The sequence below is a fragment of the Polynucleobacter sp. HIN7 genome (assembly GCF_030297595.1).
In the GTDB taxonomy this organism is placed as follows: domain Bacteria; phylum Pseudomonadota; class Gammaproteobacteria; order Burkholderiales; family Burkholderiaceae; genus Polynucleobacter.
Window position 1 is genome coordinate 1012285 of sequence record NZ_AP028138.1, and the last position, 16448, is coordinate 1028732.

Consider the following 16448-nt stretch of genomic DNA (forward strand, 5'->3'; position numbering starts at 1 on the left):
CAATGATACAGAAGGATATTCGCTATCATATGCCATTACCTTATGGACACATTAGCCCAACTCAAACGCTATACCACCGTGGTTGCTGATACTGGCGACTTTGAGCGCATGCGCGCCTTTGCTCCGCAAGATGCAACCACTAATCCATCGCTCATTCTCAAGGCGGTCTTGCTGCCAGAGTATCAAGCCTTGGTTGCATCGGTGCAGCGTGATCATCCCAACGCCCCCCCTGCCCAATTAATTGATCGGATCTTGGTGGCGTTTGGGGTGGAGATACTGCGCATTGTGCCGGGTCGGGTCTCAACCGAAGTCGATGCACGTCTGTCATTTGATACCGCTGCCACCATTGCGAAGGCCAAAGAGATCATGGCGCTCTACACGGCAATGGGCATCCCCCGCGAGCGGGTTTTAATCAAACTTGCTAGCACCTGGGAGAGCATTATGGCGGCTCGTGAGCTTGAGCAAGAAGGTATTCATTGCAATATGACTCTGCTTTTTTCGGTGGTGCAAGCAGTTGCGTGTGCGGATGCTAAGGCTCGATTAATTTCTCCATTTGTGGGACGCATTAGTGATTGGTACAAGAAGTCGTTAGGCGATCAATGGTCTTCAGAGCAGTATGGGGGAGCCAATGACCCCGGGGTGCAATCGGTACGCAGCATCTATACCTATTACAAACACTTTGAGATTGAAACCGAGATCATGGGGGCGAGTTTTCGCAATACCAGCCAGATCTTGGAGCTTGCGGGTTGCGATCTCCTCACCATCAGCCCTGAACTCTTGGCTGAGTTGCAAGCTAGTACCGAGCCAGTAAGCCCGAAATTGCTGGTTGCCGATGCTAAATCAGCTCATGTGGAGCGATTGAACTTGGATCAAGCAAAGTTTGGGAAGCTCTTAGCAGAGAACGCCATGGCCTTCGAGAAACTCCAAGAAGGTATTCAGGCCTTTTGTGCCGATATTGAGAAACTCGAGGCCTTGCTAGTTCGCTAATCACTTCTTCGTTGATTTAGCTTGTGCGCGTTGGCGGCGCGCCTCATACAGTGTCACACCAGTAGCCACGGAGACGTTCAAGCTCTCGACCGCCCCTTGCATCGGAATATGCACCAATTGATCGCAAGTCTCGCGGGTTAAGCGCCGCATACCCTCACCTTCTGCACCCATGACGATCGCAGTGGGTCCCTTAAGATCAACATCGTAAATCGATTCCTGGGCCTCATCATCAGTACCAATGATCCAAATTCCAAGCTCTTGCATCTCGCGCATGGTTCTTGCAAGATTGGTCACCGTAATAATTGGGATTACCTCGGCAGCGCCACTGGCGACCTTACTCACGGTGGCATTGATGCTGGCCGAGCGATCTTTAGGAACGATCACGCCATGCACTCCTGCACCGTCGGCTGCACGCAGGCAGGCACCTAAGTTATGAGGATCGGTAATGCCATCGAGCACTAAGAGTAAGGGTGGATCACTTTTAGCATCTAAGCTATCTAATAGTTCTGGCAAGGTTCTTGCTACAGAGATGCCCTCTGCCATCGCCACAATCCCCTGATGACGATCATGGCCAGCAAGATTATGTAAGCGCTCGGCATTAGCGGTGTACAAACGCTTCCCCAAGATGGGTTCTGCTTGCTTAATGAAATCCGCCATCCGACGATCGCGTCTAGCAGGATCGTAGTACACCGACTGAATACTCTGGGGATCAACCCGCAAACGCGTCTGCACCGCATGAAATCCCAAGAGCAACTGCTTCATTTGCGTTTACCCTTATGACTCTTGCGACCAGTTCCCTGACCCATCGATGGCTGACGTGCAGTCTTACCCGTTTTTGCCTTTGATTTCTTGCTGGCGGTCGTGGTCTCGCGCTTAGGTGCTTTCTCGGCAGGACGGGTTTTCTTGTGGGCCGCTTTCTTAGAGGGGCGACCTGAGTCATTGGCCAAGACCGCTGATTTAAATCGTGAGCCATCGCGCTCATTGCTGCCATTGGCTTTCACGAGGCTGAACTCAATCTTGCGAGCATCGAGATCCACTCGACTCACTAAGACATGCAAGCGATCACCAATTCGATACCGAATCCCAGTACGCTCCCCCCTTAACTCCTGGCGGGCCTCATCGTATTGGTAATAATCACCGCCTAATTCTGTAACGTGGACCATGCCTTCCACAAATAAACTCTCGAGCTGCACAAAGAGGCCAAAGTTAGCCACCCCGGTAATTGTGCCGGCGTACTCCTGACCCAAATGGTCGCGCATGTAATAGCACTTCAGCCAAGCCTCCACATCGCGTGAGGCCTCATCGGCACGGCGCTCGTTGGCAGAGCAATGCACCCCAAACTGGGCCCAGACGGCGAGCGCTGCACCCTCTTTGGATCCTTTGGCGTTAGCTGCGCGCTTACTCTTTGCCTTGGTATCCTGCTGTGACTGCTTCACCGCAGCGGCATTGGCGCGACCTTGCCCCTTACGAGGCATGGTGAGGTTCATGGGTACATCTTCTGGCAAATGCGGATGATAGGCTTTCTTACTCAAGATTGCTTTGATCGAGCGGTGCACCAGGAGATCGGGGTAGCGCCGGATGGGGCTTGTGAAGTGAGCGTACGCAGGGTATGACAGACCAAAGTGGCCCTCGTTCTCTGGTTGGTAAATGGCTTGTTGCATCGACCTCAGAATCAACATCTGCAAGGTGCTGGCATCGGGCCGGCCCTTAATCTCTTTCATGAGCTTTGAGAAGTCTTTGGGATGAGGCTTCTCGCTTCCGGTTAGATGTAAGCCAGTGGTTCGCAACACCTGCTTGAGAGTCTGCACTTTCTCAACCGAGGGTTCGCCGTGTACTCGAAAGAGACTGAGATGCTCATGCTTTTGTAGAAAATTAGCAGCACAGACGTTCGCGGTCAACATACACTCTTCAATCAAGCGATGGGCGTCATTACGCAATCGGGGCTCAATGCGCAAGATCTTGCCGAGCTCATTACTAATGATCTGGGTCTCAACGGTCTCAAAATCAATTGCGCCTCGCTTCTCACGGGCGGCAAATAGTATTTTGTAGAGTTGGTAGAGGTGATTTAGTTGATCATTAAACTGGGCAAAGCGTACTGCTTCGGGTCCACGAGTATTACTTAATATCTCCCAGACGGTATCGTAGGTGAAGCGTTGCGCAGAGTGCATCACGCCTTGGTAAAACTGATACGCCAGAATCTCACCCTTTTGATCTACCACCGCATCACAAACCATGCACAGGCGGTCGACTTCGGGATTAAGGGAGCAAAGGCCATTCGAGATTTTCTCGGGTAGCATCGGAATCACTCTGCGAGGGAAATACACCGAGGTGGCCCGCAGTAAGGCATCCTTGTCCAAAGGGTGACCGGGCTTCACATAATGGGCAACGTCAGCAATCGCCACAATTAAACGCCAGGCTTTGGTTTGGCCATACTGGACTGGCTCGCAATAGACCGCATCATCGAAGTCTCTGGCATCGGCGCCATCAATCGTAATCAGTGGGATATCGCGTAGATCAACTCGGCCCTTGAGATCCTCCTGCGTGACTTCATTCGGTAATGCTTCAGCTTCTTTTAGGGCAGCAGGTGAGAACGTATGGGGCACACCATACTTACGAACCGCAATCTCGATCTCCATACCGGGGTCATCAATCTCACCCAGGACCTCAACAACCCGGCCAACAGCCTGGCGATAACTATCGGGATAATCAATAATCTCAACACTCACCACCTGGCCCAATTTGGCCATGCCTTGCCCGCGCGGTGGAATGAGGATGTCGTGACCGATACGCTTATCCTCAGGCGCTACAATCAGAACACCGTTCTCATTGAGTAGACGTCCAATGACCAAGCGATTGGCATGCACCAGCACTTCCACAATTTGACCCTCAGGTCGGCCGCGTCGGTCGGTACCCAATACTCGAATCGAGACCCGGTCACCATGCATGACCCGAGCCATCTCACGCTCGGCTAGGAAGATATCCTCACCGCCATCATCGGGCACCACAAAGCCAAAGCCATCGCGGTGACCCTGAACCGTGCCCATGCGGTCGCTATCGCGGGTAATAGGTTGATCCGATTTACGCATGAACGGCTTTCGCAATTATGGTCATTAGAGTGATTTGACCACAATGTGATGACTGCAACCTATAATGCAAATATGCCCAAATGGCGAAATTGGTAGACGCACCAGCTTCAGGTGCTGGCGATCGAAAGGTTGTGGAGGTTCGAGTCCTCTTTTGGGCACCAAAATGCAAGAGGATTAAATACCAATCCTCATTTAATCTTCAAACGGATGCTGCAAGAGGATGGTCTCATCCCGCTCTGGTCCGGTAGAGACCATCGCAATCGGTTTGCCACAGATCTCTTGCACGCGTTTGAGATAGTCTTGAGCGGTCTTGGGTAACTTGTTCCAATCTGTAATCCCAACGGTACTCTCAGTCCAGCCCTTAAAGTCTTCGTAGATGGGTTCACAACGCGCGACCGCTTCAGCACCTCGTGGCAAAACATCCAAGGTCTTGCCATCCAGCTTGTAGCCTACGCACAGACGAATGGTCTCAATGCCATCGAGCACGTCAAGCTTCGTGATGCACAAGCCAGAGAGACCATTAATTTGGATGGAGCGTTTCAATGCAGCGGCATCAAGCCAACCCGTACGCCGTGGTCGTCCGGTCACTGATCCAAACTCTTTACCAACTTCAGCCAAGCGAATACCTACCGGATCTTGCTTATTGGGGTTCTCATGGTCATACAGCTCACTGGGGAATGGTCCTGCGCCCACCCGGGTGCAATAGGCTTTGGTAATTCCTAAGATGTAATGCAATGAACCGGGTCCTACACCAGAGCCAGCAGCCGCATTACCAGCAACGCAATTACTCGAGGTCACAAAGGGATAAGTACCGTGGTCAATATCAAGTAAGGTGCCCTGTGCACCTTCAAAGAGAAGGTTCTGACCCGCTTGCTCAGCCGCATAGAGTGCGCTTGAGACATCCACCACCATGGGTTTAATGCGCTCCGCATAGGACATAGCTTCATCGAGCACACGATCAAAGTCTAGAGGATCCACTTTGTAATACTGAGTTAATGCGAAGTTGTGATAATCCAAGTTCTCGCGCAACTTAGAGGCAAATTGTTCAGGATAAAAGAAGTCTTGTACCCGGAGTGCTCGTCTAGCTACTTTATCTTCATACGCAGGACCAATTCCACGCCCGGTCGTGCCAATCTTATCGCTGCCACGTTTTTTCTCACGCGCATGATCAATCGCAACGTGGTACGGAAGAATGAGCGTGGCTGCTTCGGAGATCTTTAAGCGTCCTTGTACATTAAGACCTGCGCTTTCAAGTTCTCCAATCTCTTTAAATAGAGCCTCCGGTGAGAGCACTACACCATTGCCGATATAGCAAATGACTTGAGGATGCATGATCCCTGAAGGAATCAGGCGTAAGATAGTTTTCTTGCCACCAATAATGAGTGTATGTCCGGCGTTATGTCCACCCTGAAAGCGTACGACGGCTTGTGCGTGATCGGTGAGCCAATCAACCACCTTGCCCTTCCCCTCATCGCCCCACTGCGTGCCAATCACGACAACATTACGACCCCGAGACTTACTCATATCCATTCCACTTCATTTTTTATTGATTTAGCCTAATTGTAGTGATCAAGCCACTAGGCACGTGATTTTAGTTCCCAGCCAGTGCCCTGCTTAACGAGCTCGCGTTGGCACTCAAACTCCTCAGAATGTGCGTCATCCCCTTTGTGAACCTGGATCACCACCTCACCCTCGGCGCGTAACTCTGCAATGCGATGGTTTAAAGCAGGGTCGTCCGACCATGGCGCCAGAATAGCCTGGCGCTTGATGGAAATCGTCGATAGGTCGGCCAGCGTGAGCAGGTCAAGAGAGAACCCCGTAGCCGGACGTGAGCGACCAAAGGCTTGACCCACATGGTCATAGCGACCACCTCGCGCAATCGGCTGAGGTAAACCATCGACATAGGCCGCAAACATCACGCCGCTGTGGTACTGATAGCCACGCAAGTCCGCCAGATCAAGTGAGAGCTCGAGTTGATCGGATAAGCGACTGATCGCCTCAATCAAACGCTCAAGGTCTTTGAGAGACCGCTCAATCATCGGCTGATTGGGCAATGCCAGGGGGCCAGAACGGGCATTGGCCAAGACCTCGGCACATGCTCCATTGAGTTGCAGTAATGCCAATAAAGGCTTGCTAATCGAGGGCGCAAACTGGCTCACCCATTGAGCGAGACTCGGCCGGTCTTTCGTTTGTAATAAGGTGTAGAGGGTCTCGGTATCAGCATGACTCAATACTAAATCCCCCAAGATTCCTTTGAGAACGCCGGCATGCGAGAGATCCAAATAGATATTGCCAATGCCAGCTTGGCTAAGTGTTTTCAGAAGGAGTTGGATCGCCTCGTGATCAGCTTCCCATCCGGAATGCCCATAAATCTCGGCACCCAATTGCAACTCTTCACGCGAGGTCGAGCCTGGCGGTGTGCGCACGCGCGCCACTGACCCCGCGTAGCACAAACGGGTTACGCCTTCACGATTGAGAAGGTGTGCATCAATGCGCGCCACTTGAGGTGTGATGTCGGCACGCAAGCCTAAGGTGCGGCCAGAAAGCTGATCAACTAGCTTGAAGGTCTGCAAATTAAGATCAGATCCCGTCCCAGTTAAGAGCGAATCCAAGAACTCCAATAACGGCGGACTAACGAGCTCATAGCCATAGGATTGATACAGATCGAGCGAGCGGCGCCGCAACTCCTCGATCTTACGAGCCCGGGCTGGCAATACATCAGCAATATCCTCGGGCAATAACCAACGGTTCATGGTGAACTCGATTAGTTCTTCTTCTGCATGAACCGGAAGAAGTCGTTACTCGGCTCGATCACCATCACGTCTTTCTTATCCTTGAACGAATTGCGATACGCCTCAAGGCTGCGATAGAACTGAGCAAACTGCGGGTCACGGTTAAATGCATCTGCGTATAAAGCGGTGGCACGTGCATCGCCTGCTCCCTTAATGCGCTGGGCATCACGATAGGCCTCTGCCAAGATCACATCGCGCTGACGCTCCGCACTCGCCCGAATCTTATCGGACTCTGCCGCACCAGTGGATCGCAACTCATTCGCAACGCGCTTACGCTCGGCTTCCATCCGGCGATAAACCGAATCGCTAATCTCGGCTAGGAGGTCAATCCGCTTGAGACGAACGTCGACGATCTCAATACCAATGGCTTTGGCATCGTCCTCCACTTTTTTCTGAATGCCCTGCATCACCTGATCACGCTGCTCAGAAATAATCTCGCGAATGGTGCGTTTAGTGAACTCTTCGTTCAATGCCGACCGAATGAGCTGATTCATACGATCCGTTGCTAAACGCTCATCGCCACGGAAGCTCACGAAGAACTTAAGCGGGTCGATAATGCGCCATTTCACATACGAATCCACCAAGAGGTTTTTCTTCTCAGCAGTAATGAAGCGCTCAGCATCGGGATTATCAATCGTCATGATGCGACGATCAAAAAAGATGACGTTTTGGAATGGCGCAGGAAGTTTGAACTGCAGACCTGGCTCTTCAATTACTCGTACGATCTGACCGAAGGCAAACACCACCGCAAACTTGCGTTGATCCACTACAAAGATGCAAGAACTAATCAAATAAAACGCAACGATTAGACCCAGAATAAGACCAAGGAGACGATTAGGCATGATAACTTTTTCCTCGATTCTTAACGTTCACGACTACGCAAGCCTTCACGACGCTCAGGAGCGCGCTCTGCGGGCGAAGGAGTTGCGTTGGGGACAGGAGCGGAGATGGCATTCGGTGATACGACGCCAGGCAGCGTGGCGCCCTGCACTTGGGCAGCTTGCTGTGCCTCGGTGGTTACCTGATTAATGATTTTGTCGAGCGGTAGATACAACAAGCTATTGCTCTTGGTGGTATCCACCAAGACCTTCGAGACGTTGTTATAGATTTCCTTCATGGTGTCGATGTACATCCGATCGCGGGTCACCTGTGGGGCCTTCGCGTACTCACTGTAAATTTGTTTAAAGCGCAAGGCATCACCTTCAGCCATCGCCGAGACTCTGGCTCGATAACCCTCAGCCTCTTGAATCAGACGAGCTGCAGTACCTTTGGCGCGCGGCAGGATGTCATTCGCATACGCCTCACCCTCGCTCTTGAGACGCTCTCGGTCTTGGCTGGCTTTCACAGCATCATCAAACGCGGCCTGAACTTGCTCAGGCGGTTGTACGTTTTGCACGGTTACGCTGGTCACAAAGATACCGGTTTTGTAACTATCCAAAATAGTTTGGATAGCCAGCGCCAGATCAATCGCAATCTTCTCACGACCTTCATACAGAACCGTATCCATCTTGCTGCGTCCCACAATCTCACGCACCGCGGTCTCAGCGGCTTGAATCACAGCCATGTCTGGATCGCGATTATTAAAGAGGTACTCCATCGGGTCTTTTAAGCGATACTGAACTGCAAAACGCACATCAATGATGTTTTCGTCTTCGGTCAACATCGAGGAGTCTTTTTGATTGGTGCCCTTAATCATGACCGAGCGACCGATCTCAACCGAACGAACGGCCGATAAGTTCACGGTCTCGGTTGATTGAATTGGCCAAGGCATCCGCCAGTTAATACCGGGGCGCGCGGTGTAATCGTACTTACCAAAGGTGAGAACAACACCCGCTTGACCTTCCTGAATCATGAAGAAGCCACTAAAGAGCCATACTAGGGTCACAATCACCAAGGCGCCCAAACTAGCCGTCTTAGGATTAAAGCCTTCAACATTAAATTGCGGTGGCTTACGACCACCACCACTTGGGGGCTGACCACCGCCCGATGGGCGCTTCTTACCGCCAAAGAGATTATTCAACTTGTCATTAAAGTCACGCCAGAGATCATCTAAATCGGGTGGCCCACTATTTGGACGGCGATTACCTTGAGGCTGCCCGATTGGATCATTGGGCTGAGCCTGATCACCACCTTCTTTGGGGTCTTTATCCCCTTTGGGTGCTTGGTAATTATTTCCCCAGCCAGGATCATTGACGGAGAAAAACCCTTTAAAGTAGTCACCTACTTTATGGAGTGTTTGGCGAATAGTTTCGGGTCGAATGGAAATCAAAATCAGCGGTTTCTGGTCTATCGGTTAAGGGTTGGAGCAGATCGCCATGCGCCTTGCGATGTTGGACGTCAGCGTGCTCAACCTTTAGTTTATCAGTCCTGTGCGCAAACTCGCATAGACACTCACGCAGGAGGTCTAAACCCATACCGGCTTGAGCGGATATAAAGACCCTATAGGGCACTCCATGGATATCACGCTCAATCTGGGGACCCTTCGTAAAGGTCTGTGGCATCAAATCAATTTTGTTCATGACCTCTAAGCGGGGAATACCATCCGCCCCAATTTCCTTGAGAACTGCCTCGACTTGGGCCTGCTGTTCCTTCGCAACGGGGCTGCAGGCGTCGATCACATGCAAGATCAAATCCGCATGCACTGTTTCGTCGAGCGTGGCCCGAAAGGCTTCCACCAATTGATGGGGTAACTCACGAATAAATCCCACAGTATCAGAAAGGACAATTTGTCGCCCCTCTTCCAAGTGAACCCGTCGAGAGGTGGTATCCAAGGTTGCAAAGAGTTGGTCAGCAGCATAGGTACCGGCTTTCGTGAGCGCATTAAATAAAGTGGACTTACCGGCATTGGTATACCCCACTAGTGACACCGAGAACACCTCATTGCGAGCGCGTGCCCGCCGTTGAGTGCGCTGCTGACGTTGCAACTTTGCAAGCTCGGCTTCTAAGCGTTTTGCTTTAGTGGCGAGCATGCGGCGATCCAACTCCATCTGGGTCTCACCCGGGCCACCACGCAGACCAATACCACCCTTTTGACGTTCCAAGTGACTCCAAGCGCGCACTAGCCTTGACATGCGATAGCGCACATTGGCCAACTCCACCTGAGTCTTACCCAAATGACTCTTCGCACGCTGTGCAAAGATGTCCAGAATCAACCCCGTGCGATCGATCACATGTTTACCGAGATGCCGCTCAAGATTACGTTGCTGGGTTGGGGAAATCGCGTGATTGACGATCGCGAGTTCAGCATCGTGCTCTTTCATGGCCCGCAGCAATTCATTGGCCTTACCGGAACGGATGAATAAGGATGGATCCACACTGCCGCGGCGACCAATCACCGAGGCACTTGGAATGGAGCCCGCACTCTCTGCCAAGAGTGCAAGCTCAGCCATGCTTTCTGGGAAATCGTCTTTGCCGGTATCAATCCCAACCAATACCGCGCGGACCTCCTCGACTCCGGTGTTATGCAGCTGGAGCGTCCTCATCGTCTGCCCTAAAGCTCACAGCTCGGGCGGGTACCACGGTCGATATCGCATGCTTGTAGACCATTTGCGTGACAGTATTGCGCAACAGAATCACGTATTGATCAAATGACTCAACGTTACCTTGCAACTTAATTCCGTTTACCAAGTAGATGGATACCGGAATATGCTCTTTACGCAAGGCATTGAGAAAAGGGTCCTGCAGCAACTGGACTTGTTTGGTATTCATACTGCTCCTTAATCGTTATTTAAGTTAGGGAGTCTTGCTTTTGTATACAACACTGATGTTTTCTATAAGGATATTAACCCTAATTAATGGATTTCTGTATTTGTGTGACAAATCCTACTTACGGCGTGGTTTTTCATCCTTGACATAAGGGTTTGCCGCAGTACGGAACTCAATTCGCAAGGGGGTGCCGCGCAGCTCAAAGATCTCCCGAAAGCGCCCTTCGAGATAGCGTTTGTAGCTATCGGTAATCCCATGCAGTGCACTCCCATGAATAATCACGATTGGGGGGTTCATACCACCCTGATGGGCATAGCGAAGTTTGGGTCGACCCTTGGCCACCCGCTTGGGCTGCTGGTGTGCCACTGCATCGATCATGGCGCGGGTCAGTTTAGGGGTGGAGAGTTTCGCCATCGCAGCTTGGTAGGCCTTATCCACATCCTTAAACAGCTCTTTGATCCCAAATCCTTTTTTAGCTGAGATGGGATGCACATTGGCAAAGTCTAGAAAGCGAAGCTTTTGGGCAATCTCAACCCGTGCACGTTCTTTCACATAGGCATCAATGCCATCCCATTTATTCACAGCTACTACTAATGCGCGCCCTGCTTCCACAATATAGCCAGCAATGTGTGCGTCTTGCTCCGAGATATCCTGTTGGGCATCGAGCATCAAGATCACCACATTGGCATCGTTAATTGCTTGCAGAGTCTTAACCACCGAGAACTTTTCGATGGCTTCAAACACCTTGCCACGCCGGCGCAGCCCCGCGGTGTCAATTAAGACATAGGATTTGCCATTACGCTCAAACTCGACTTCAATGGCATCGCGCGTGGTGCCGGGAAGATCAAAAGCAATCACTCGATCTTCGCCAAGCAAAGTATTAATGAAGGTGGACTTGCCGACATTGGGTCGACCGACCACCGCAATCTTCATGGGTCGCGTGCCATCGGCAACGGCAGCATCATCGGGCTCAGGTTCGGGGATCTGAAGCTGATCAAGAGCCTCTTCAATTAAAGCCCGCACTCCATCGCCGTGCGCAGAGGAAATGGGCTCGGGTTGACCGAGACCCAGTTCATGAAAATCTGCGGTGACCACGCTAGCTGACATACCTTCGGTCTTATTCACTGCCAAGATCACCGGGCGTCCGGTCTTGCGCAAGAAATCCGCAATCACGCGATCCTGCGGTGCAAGTCCGAGTCGACCATCGACCAAAAAGATCACGAGGTCCGATTCAGCGACCGCTTGCTTGGTTTGCTTGGCCATCTGGGCCATGATGCCGGTCTTGGCAACGGGCTCAAAGCCGCCCGTATCAATGCAAATAAATTCACGATCCCCCACTCGACCGTTGCCATAGTGGCGATCGCGCGTGAGTCCAGGAAAATCCGCCACCAAGGCATCACGGGATTTGGTTAAGCGATTGAATAAGGTGGATTTGCCGACATTGGGTCGGCCCACGATGGCAATAACGGGTTTCATGAGTAATGGGTCTTAACGCGGGCGATACGCCGCAATCTTGCCACCTTGAGAAGCAATGATGATCACGCCCCCGGCTGCAATCGGTGCTGCTGTGACCGGTGAGCTGTCGTGACGAATACGCGAGACCATCTGACCACTATTTTGATTCAGAAGATGCACATAGCCTTGTTTATCACCCATCATCACCACGCGTCCAATCGCAAGTGGCTCACCAACATCACGCCAGGTTAACTGGGTGTTCTCCCAAACTTGCACACCATCGCTTGCACGGTAGGCATACACATGGGATTTTTCATTGGCAGCAAACACAAACTCGGTACTTTGGGTGGTACCGGTATAGCTTGAGAAGTCCTTCGACCACACTAAATTACCGCTACGCAGTTCAGCGCAGCCGATCTTGCCCTGATACGAGACCACGCAAAGACGCCCCTCTTCTAAGCTGGGTCGACTGGTGACATCATTTAAGCGCTCAATCTCAGAGAAACCCTTGGGGAAGGAGACGGCCGATTCCCAGATGAGACCACCGTTGGAGAGCGCAAGCGCTCCAAAGCGACCACCCCCAAATCCAGTCACCACCGCATCATTACCCACCAGGAGCATTCCGTAGCCGACACGCAACGACAAAGGAGTCTGTTGTCGCTGATAGATCCAACGCCGCTTACCCGTCGCTGCGTCCAAACCAATGAAACGATGATCTAAGGTGCGGATTACGACCACCCCCGCCCCCACAATCGGATCGGAGAGCACCTCGCTACCAATCGGGGTCTTCCAAATATTTTTGCCCGACTCATCGTAACCGTAGGCATTGCCTTCCGCGCTCACCACAACCGTGGTCTTACCATCCGATCCTGGACCAATCGAGAGTTTCTCAGGAACACTAACTTCCCACACCACGCGTCCATTCTGAATATTTAATTTACTAAGGGTGCCACGCGCAGATGCCGCAAATACATGATCGCCAGCAACTACGGGGCGGAAGTTCGCGGGTATCGAACTGCCTACATTGGTTGACCAAACCTCAGCAAGCTCGACTTGATTTCTAACATTGACGAGCTCAGCGGGTTTGCGAACTTTAGACGAGCCAGAACAAGCAATCAATGCAAGTGAAAGTGATGCAATGAGTCCCCAGCGCAAAACTTGCACTACATACCCCCTACGGCATCAATCTTCACTTTCAACAAACCACGTGCGTCCTCTGGAAAGGCTTTATCACTTTGCATCGCCTTCATCGCCTTGAGGTACTCGGTGCGGGCCTCCGGAATCTTCTTTTGCACCAAATACCAATCGCCACGGCGCTCAATCCATAAAGGCTCAAATCCTTTGACGGCTTTTTCTTTAAGGAGTTGATCGGCCTCTTTCAGGCTGGCTTCCGTTCCTTGATCAATCAGAAGTCCTAAAAGACGCAATTGCGCCAGCGCCCGAAACGAATCATCACTGGCTTTATTGGCGGTCCACTTCAAATACGCTTGTGCTTTTGCAGCATCATTGCTGTCCATCGCAATCTTGGCAGCCACGAGGTTGCCCATTGCGGCATAGGTGGTACCGCCGTATTTCTTTTGCAGATCATCGGCGGCGAGATAGGTTTTGTCCTTCTCGTTCTTCGTGACTGCATTAATCAGGGTCTCGTACAACTTACCCGCGTCGGCAGCTTGGCTGCGCTGATACCAGCCCCAAAGATTGAAAGCGGCATAGGCGAGCAATGCCACGGTAATGACACCGATGATGAAATTGCCATAGCGGGCCCAAAACGATTTAAGGTTCGCTAGGTTCTCTTGTTCTTCGAGGTCAAGTGCCATTCCAATACTGCTTTCTTCAATTGTTCAAACGCTTATTTTATGCTTTATGGCTAGGAATCCACTAAAGCATCCACCACGGCCACCAATAAGCCAGAGAGTGGCACGGCATGTTGCGCACCGGTGCCACGCAGATTCTTTAATTGCGCTTCATCACGAGCGAGTTCATCGGGGCCAATAATCAGAGCCAATTGCGCACCGCTGGCATCCGCTTTCTTCATTTGAGATTTAAAGCTTGCACTCTGCCCATCGGGTGGGCAATGCAAAATCACATCGACTCCAGCGCTTCGCAGCGCCTCTGCCGCAATCATTGCCTGTACTAGAGTATCGCCGCCTTGATGCAAGACATACACATCGCATACGGGTTCACTAGCGGGAGTACTTTCCGAGATCGCCATCAGATCGAGTACGCGCTCCATGCCCATCGCCCAACCGCAGGCTGGGGCACTTTTACCACCCATCCGCTCCATCAAGGGGTCGTAGCGACCACCGCCGGCGATCGTACCCTGGGCACCCAATGCCTCAGTGGTCCACTCAAACACGGTCAGGTTGTAATAGTCTAAGCCACGCACCAGACGTGGATTGATCTTAAATGGGATGTTGTTGGCCTTTAGAAGCGTTTGTACTGCTTCAAAGTGAGCTAATGACTCTGAACCCAAAAACTCCAAGAGTTTGGGGGCGCCCTCAATGAGAGCCTGCATTGCTGGATTCTTCGAATCCAAGATCCGCAGTGGATTGGTTTGCAAACGCCGCTGCGAGTCCTCATCCAATTGTGCGTGGTGTTGCGTAAAGTAATCGACGAGTGCTTGGCGATGCGCAGCGCGCTCTGGTGCCTCACCTAGAGAATTGAGCTCCAAACGCACGCCTTGCAAACCCAGTTCATCCCACAGGCGTTGGCCCATCAAGATGATCTCGGCATCGATGTCTGGGCCTGCAAATCCCAGTGCCTCAATCCCAAATTGATGAAACTGGCGATAGCGTCCACGCTGTGGGCGCTCATGCCGAAACATGGGTCCCGTGTACCAAAGCCGTTTGGGGCCGTCATAAATTAAATTGTGTTCAATCGTGGCGCGCACGACCGCTGCCGTTCCCTCGGGGCGCAATGTGAGTTGTTCACCATTGAGTCGATCTTCAAAGGAGTACATCTCCTTCTCGACAATATCAGTCACCTCACCGATACCGCGCTGGAACAGTGCGGTGGCTTCCACAATGGGTGTCCGAATCTGTTCATAGCCGTAGGCTCGAGTCAGATCCGCTAAGGTGCGCTCGAGATAAGACCAAGCTGCTGCATCCTTAGGCAGCAGATCGTTCATGCCGCGGATGGCATTAATTTTTTGCATGGTAATTGGCTTTAACGTACTCGTCGACGATTAGTTGAAATTCTTCGGCGATGCCCTCACCGCGTAGGGTCTTGACCTTCACACCATCGACAAAGACCGGTGCTGCGGGGCTCTCACCAGTGCCTGGTAGAGAGATACCGATATTGGCATGCTTACTCTCGCCTGGGCCATTGACGATACAACCCATCACTGCCACGTTCATATTCTCCACGCCTGGATGGGTTTTCTTCCATACTGGCATTTGTTGACGCAGATACGATTGAATCTTGGCAGCCAGTTCTTGGAAGGTGGTGCTCGTAGTGCGACCGCATCCAGGACAAGCAATTACCATCGGCGTGAAATTGCGCAATCCCATGGTTTGCAAGATCTCTTGCCCGACAATCACCTCATTCTCACGCGGCGCACCAGGATCAGGTGTTAAGGAGATACGAATGGTGTCACCAATTCCTTCTTGTAAGAGCACTGCAAGTGCAGCAGTTGATGCCACGATGCCTTTGCTACCCATGCCTGCTTCCGTGAGTCCGAGATGCAGAGAGTAATCACAACGTCTGGCGAGATCGCGATAGACCGCAATTAAATCTTGCACACCGCTCACTTTGCACGAGAGCGTAATCTGATTAGGGTTCATGCCGAGCTCAACCGCTTTACTCGCTGATTGCAAAGCCGACTGAATCAAGGCTTCAATCATCACCTCTTGAGAGGTTTTGGGAGTGGCCAGCTTGGCGTTCTCATCCATGATCTGCGCTAGCAGATCTTGATCGAGACTGCCCCAGTTCACCCCAATCCGAATTGGCTTGTCGTAATGGCAAGCTGCCTCGATCATTTGCGCGAATTGCGGGTCCCGCTTAGCGCCCTTACCCACATTACCGGGATTAATACGGTACTTCGATAAGGTCTTGGCGCAATCGGGATAATCTTTGAGTAAGGCGTGGCCGTTGTAATGAAAGTCACCGATCAGTGGCACCTTCACATCCATCTTATCGAGTTGCTCGCGAATATAGGGCACTTGTGCTGCGGCTTCAGGGGTGTTCACGGTAATACGCACCAGTTCCGATCCGGCACGCGCCAACTCCTTTACCTGAATCGCGGTTGCAATCGCATCCTCGGTATCGGTATTGGTCATCGATTGCACCCGCACCGGGGCATCTCCACCAACTGTGACGCGGTTATCGCCCCACGCCACCACCGACTGGCGCGATAGGCGGCGCGGTAATGGTCCGAGGGGTAATGGTGGCAAACAGCCTGGCTCGATCTTATTCATCATGGCAT

The 16448-nt window shown here is 51.9% G+C and carries 14 protein-coding genes and 1 tRNA gene; 2 read left to right on the forward strand and 13 right to left on the reverse strand.

Annotated features, from left to right (window positions below; all coding sequences use genetic code 11):
* Nucleotides 1-42 precede the first annotated feature (42 nt).
* Complete coding sequence (gene tal / locus QUE64_RS05335) at nt 43-987, forward strand: transaldolase (protein ID WP_286224868.1); 945 nt, start codon at nt 43-45, stop codon at nt 985-987.
* Here the strand turns inward: tal and rlmB are convergent, their stop codons facing one another.
* Both rlmB and rnr read right to left on the reverse strand, forming a co-directional pair.
* On the reverse strand, nt 988-1749 hold the full coding sequence (rlmB, locus tag QUE64_RS05340; RefSeq protein ID WP_286224869.1) for a 23S rRNA (guanosine(2251)-2'-O)-methyltransferase RlmB: 762 nt from the start codon (nt 1747-1749) through the stop codon (nt 988-990).
* On the reverse strand, nt 1746-4073 hold the full coding sequence (gene rnr / locus QUE64_RS05345) for a ribonuclease R (RefSeq protein WP_286226176.1): 2328 nt from the start codon (nt 4071-4073) through the stop codon (nt 1746-1748). Before rnr ends, rlmB begins: the two co-directional genes overlap by 4 nt.
* A gap of 74 nt (nt 4074-4147) precedes the next feature.
* Between rnr and QUE64_RS05350 the strand changes: the two genes are divergently transcribed.
* Nucleotides 4148-4234: transfer RNA gene (locus tag QUE64_RS05350), tRNA-Leu, on the forward strand.
* Nucleotides 4235-4265: 31 nt separating this feature from the next.
* Here QUE64_RS05350 and QUE64_RS05355 read toward each other — a convergent pair.
* From QUE64_RS05355 to ispG, 11 genes are all read right to left on the reverse strand, one after another.
* Complete coding sequence (locus tag QUE64_RS05355; protein ID WP_286224870.1) at nt 4266-5597, reverse strand: adenylosuccinate synthase; 1332 nt, start codon at nt 5595-5597, stop codon at nt 4266-4268.
* Between the two features lie 53 nt (nt 5598-5650).
* Nucleotides 5651-6826 carry an ATP phosphoribosyltransferase regulatory subunit gene (locus QUE64_RS05360; RefSeq protein WP_286224871.1) on the reverse strand — a complete coding sequence of 392 codons (1176 nt, stop codon included), beginning with the start codon at nt 6824-6826 and terminating at the stop codon, nt 5651-5653.
* Between the two features lie 11 nt (nt 6827-6837).
* Nucleotides 6838-7707, reverse strand: a complete 870-nt coding sequence (gene hflC / locus QUE64_RS05365) for a protease modulator HflC (RefSeq protein WP_286223055.1) — start codon at nt 7705-7707, stop codon at nt 6838-6840.
* 20 nt (nt 7708-7727) lie between these two features.
* Complete coding sequence (gene hflK, locus QUE64_RS05370) at nt 7728-9134, reverse strand: FtsH protease activity modulator HflK (RefSeq protein ID WP_458574676.1); 1407 nt, start codon at nt 9132-9134, stop codon at nt 7728-7730.
* On the reverse strand, nt 9091-10347 hold the full coding sequence (hflX, locus tag QUE64_RS05375) for a GTPase HflX (RefSeq protein ID WP_286224872.1): 1257 nt from the start codon (nt 10345-10347) through the stop codon (nt 9091-9093). Before hflX ends, hflK begins: the two co-directional genes overlap by 44 nt.
* A complete protein-coding gene (gene hfq, locus QUE64_RS05380) occupies nt 10325-10573 on the reverse strand; it encodes an RNA chaperone Hfq (protein ID WP_108508513.1) in 249 nt (82 codons plus the stop codon). The genes hflX and hfq overlap by 23 nt, the downstream gene beginning before the upstream one ends.
* Nucleotides 10574-10687: 114 nt before the next feature.
* A complete protein-coding gene (gene der / locus QUE64_RS05385; RefSeq protein WP_286224873.1) occupies nt 10688-12046 on the reverse strand; it encodes a ribosome biogenesis GTPase Der in 1359 nt (452 codons plus the stop codon).
* A gap of 12 nt (nt 12047-12058) precedes the next feature.
* A complete protein-coding gene (gene bamB, locus QUE64_RS05390; protein ID WP_286224874.1) occupies nt 12059-13189 on the reverse strand; it encodes an outer membrane protein assembly factor BamB in 1131 nt (376 codons plus the stop codon).
* Entirely contained in the window at nt 13189-13842 is a 654-nt protein-coding gene (locus QUE64_RS05395; protein ID WP_286224875.1) for a YfgM family protein, read from the reverse strand. Before QUE64_RS05395 ends, bamB begins: the two co-directional genes overlap by 1 nt.
* A gap of 50 nt (nt 13843-13892) precedes the next feature.
* Nucleotides 13893-15179 carry a histidine--tRNA ligase gene (gene hisS / locus QUE64_RS05400; protein ID WP_286224876.1) on the reverse strand — a complete coding sequence of 429 codons (1287 nt, stop codon included), beginning with the start codon at nt 15177-15179 and terminating at the stop codon, nt 13893-13895.
* Nucleotides 15166-16443 (reverse strand): flavodoxin-dependent (E)-4-hydroxy-3-methylbut-2-enyl-diphosphate synthase, encoded by a 1278-nt coding sequence (gene ispG / locus QUE64_RS05405; protein ID WP_458574677.1) that lies wholly within the window; start codon nt 16441-16443, stop codon nt 15166-15168. Before ispG ends, hisS begins: the two co-directional genes overlap by 14 nt.
* Between the last annotated feature and the right edge of the window lie 5 nt (nt 16444-16448).

Bases quoted from the DNA above. Each gene is read 5' to 3' on its own strand.
- rnr (WP_286226176.1), bottom strand. From the start codon at position 4,073: ATGCGTAAATCGGATCAACCTATTACCCGCGATAGCGACCGCATGGGC.
- hflC (WP_286223055.1), bottom strand. From the start codon at position 7,707: ATGCCTAATCGTCTCCTTGGTCTTATTCTGGGTCTAATCGTTGCGTTT.
- QUE64_RS05395 (WP_286224875.1), bottom strand. From the start codon at position 13,842: ATGGCACTTGACCTCGAAGAACAAGAGAACCTAGCGAACCTTAAATCG.
- der (WP_286224873.1), bottom strand. From the start codon at position 12,046: ATGAAACCCGTTATTGCCATCGTGGGCCGACCCAATGTCGGCAAATCC.
- hfq (WP_108508513.1), bottom strand. From the start codon at position 10,573: ATGAATACCAAACAAGTCCAGTTGCTGCAGGACCCTTTTCTCAATGCC.
- rlmB (WP_286224869.1), bottom strand. From the start codon at position 1,749: ATGAAGCAGTTGCTCTTGGGATTTCATGCGGTGCAGACGCGTTTGCGG.
- QUE64_RS05360 (WP_286224871.1), bottom strand. From the start codon at position 6,826: ATGAACCGTTGGTTATTGCCCGAGGATATTGCTGATGTATTGCCAGCC.
- QUE64_RS05355 (WP_286224870.1), bottom strand. From the start codon at position 5,597: ATGAGTAAGTCTCGGGGTCGTAATGTTGTCGTGATTGGCACGCAGTGG.
- hisS (WP_286224876.1), bottom strand. From the start codon at position 15,179: ATGCAAAAAATTAATGCCATCCGCGGCATGAACGATCTGCTGCCTAAG.
- ispG (WP_458574677.1), bottom strand. From the start codon at position 16,443: ATGATGAATAAGATCGAGCCAGGCTGTTTGCCACCATTACCCCTCGGA.
- hflX (WP_286224872.1), bottom strand. From the start codon at position 10,347: ATGAGGACGCTCCAGCTGCATAACACCGGAGTCGAGGAGGTCCGCGCG.
- tal (WP_286224868.1), top strand. From the start codon at position 43: ATGGACACATTAGCCCAACTCAAACGCTATACCACCGTGGTTGCTGAT.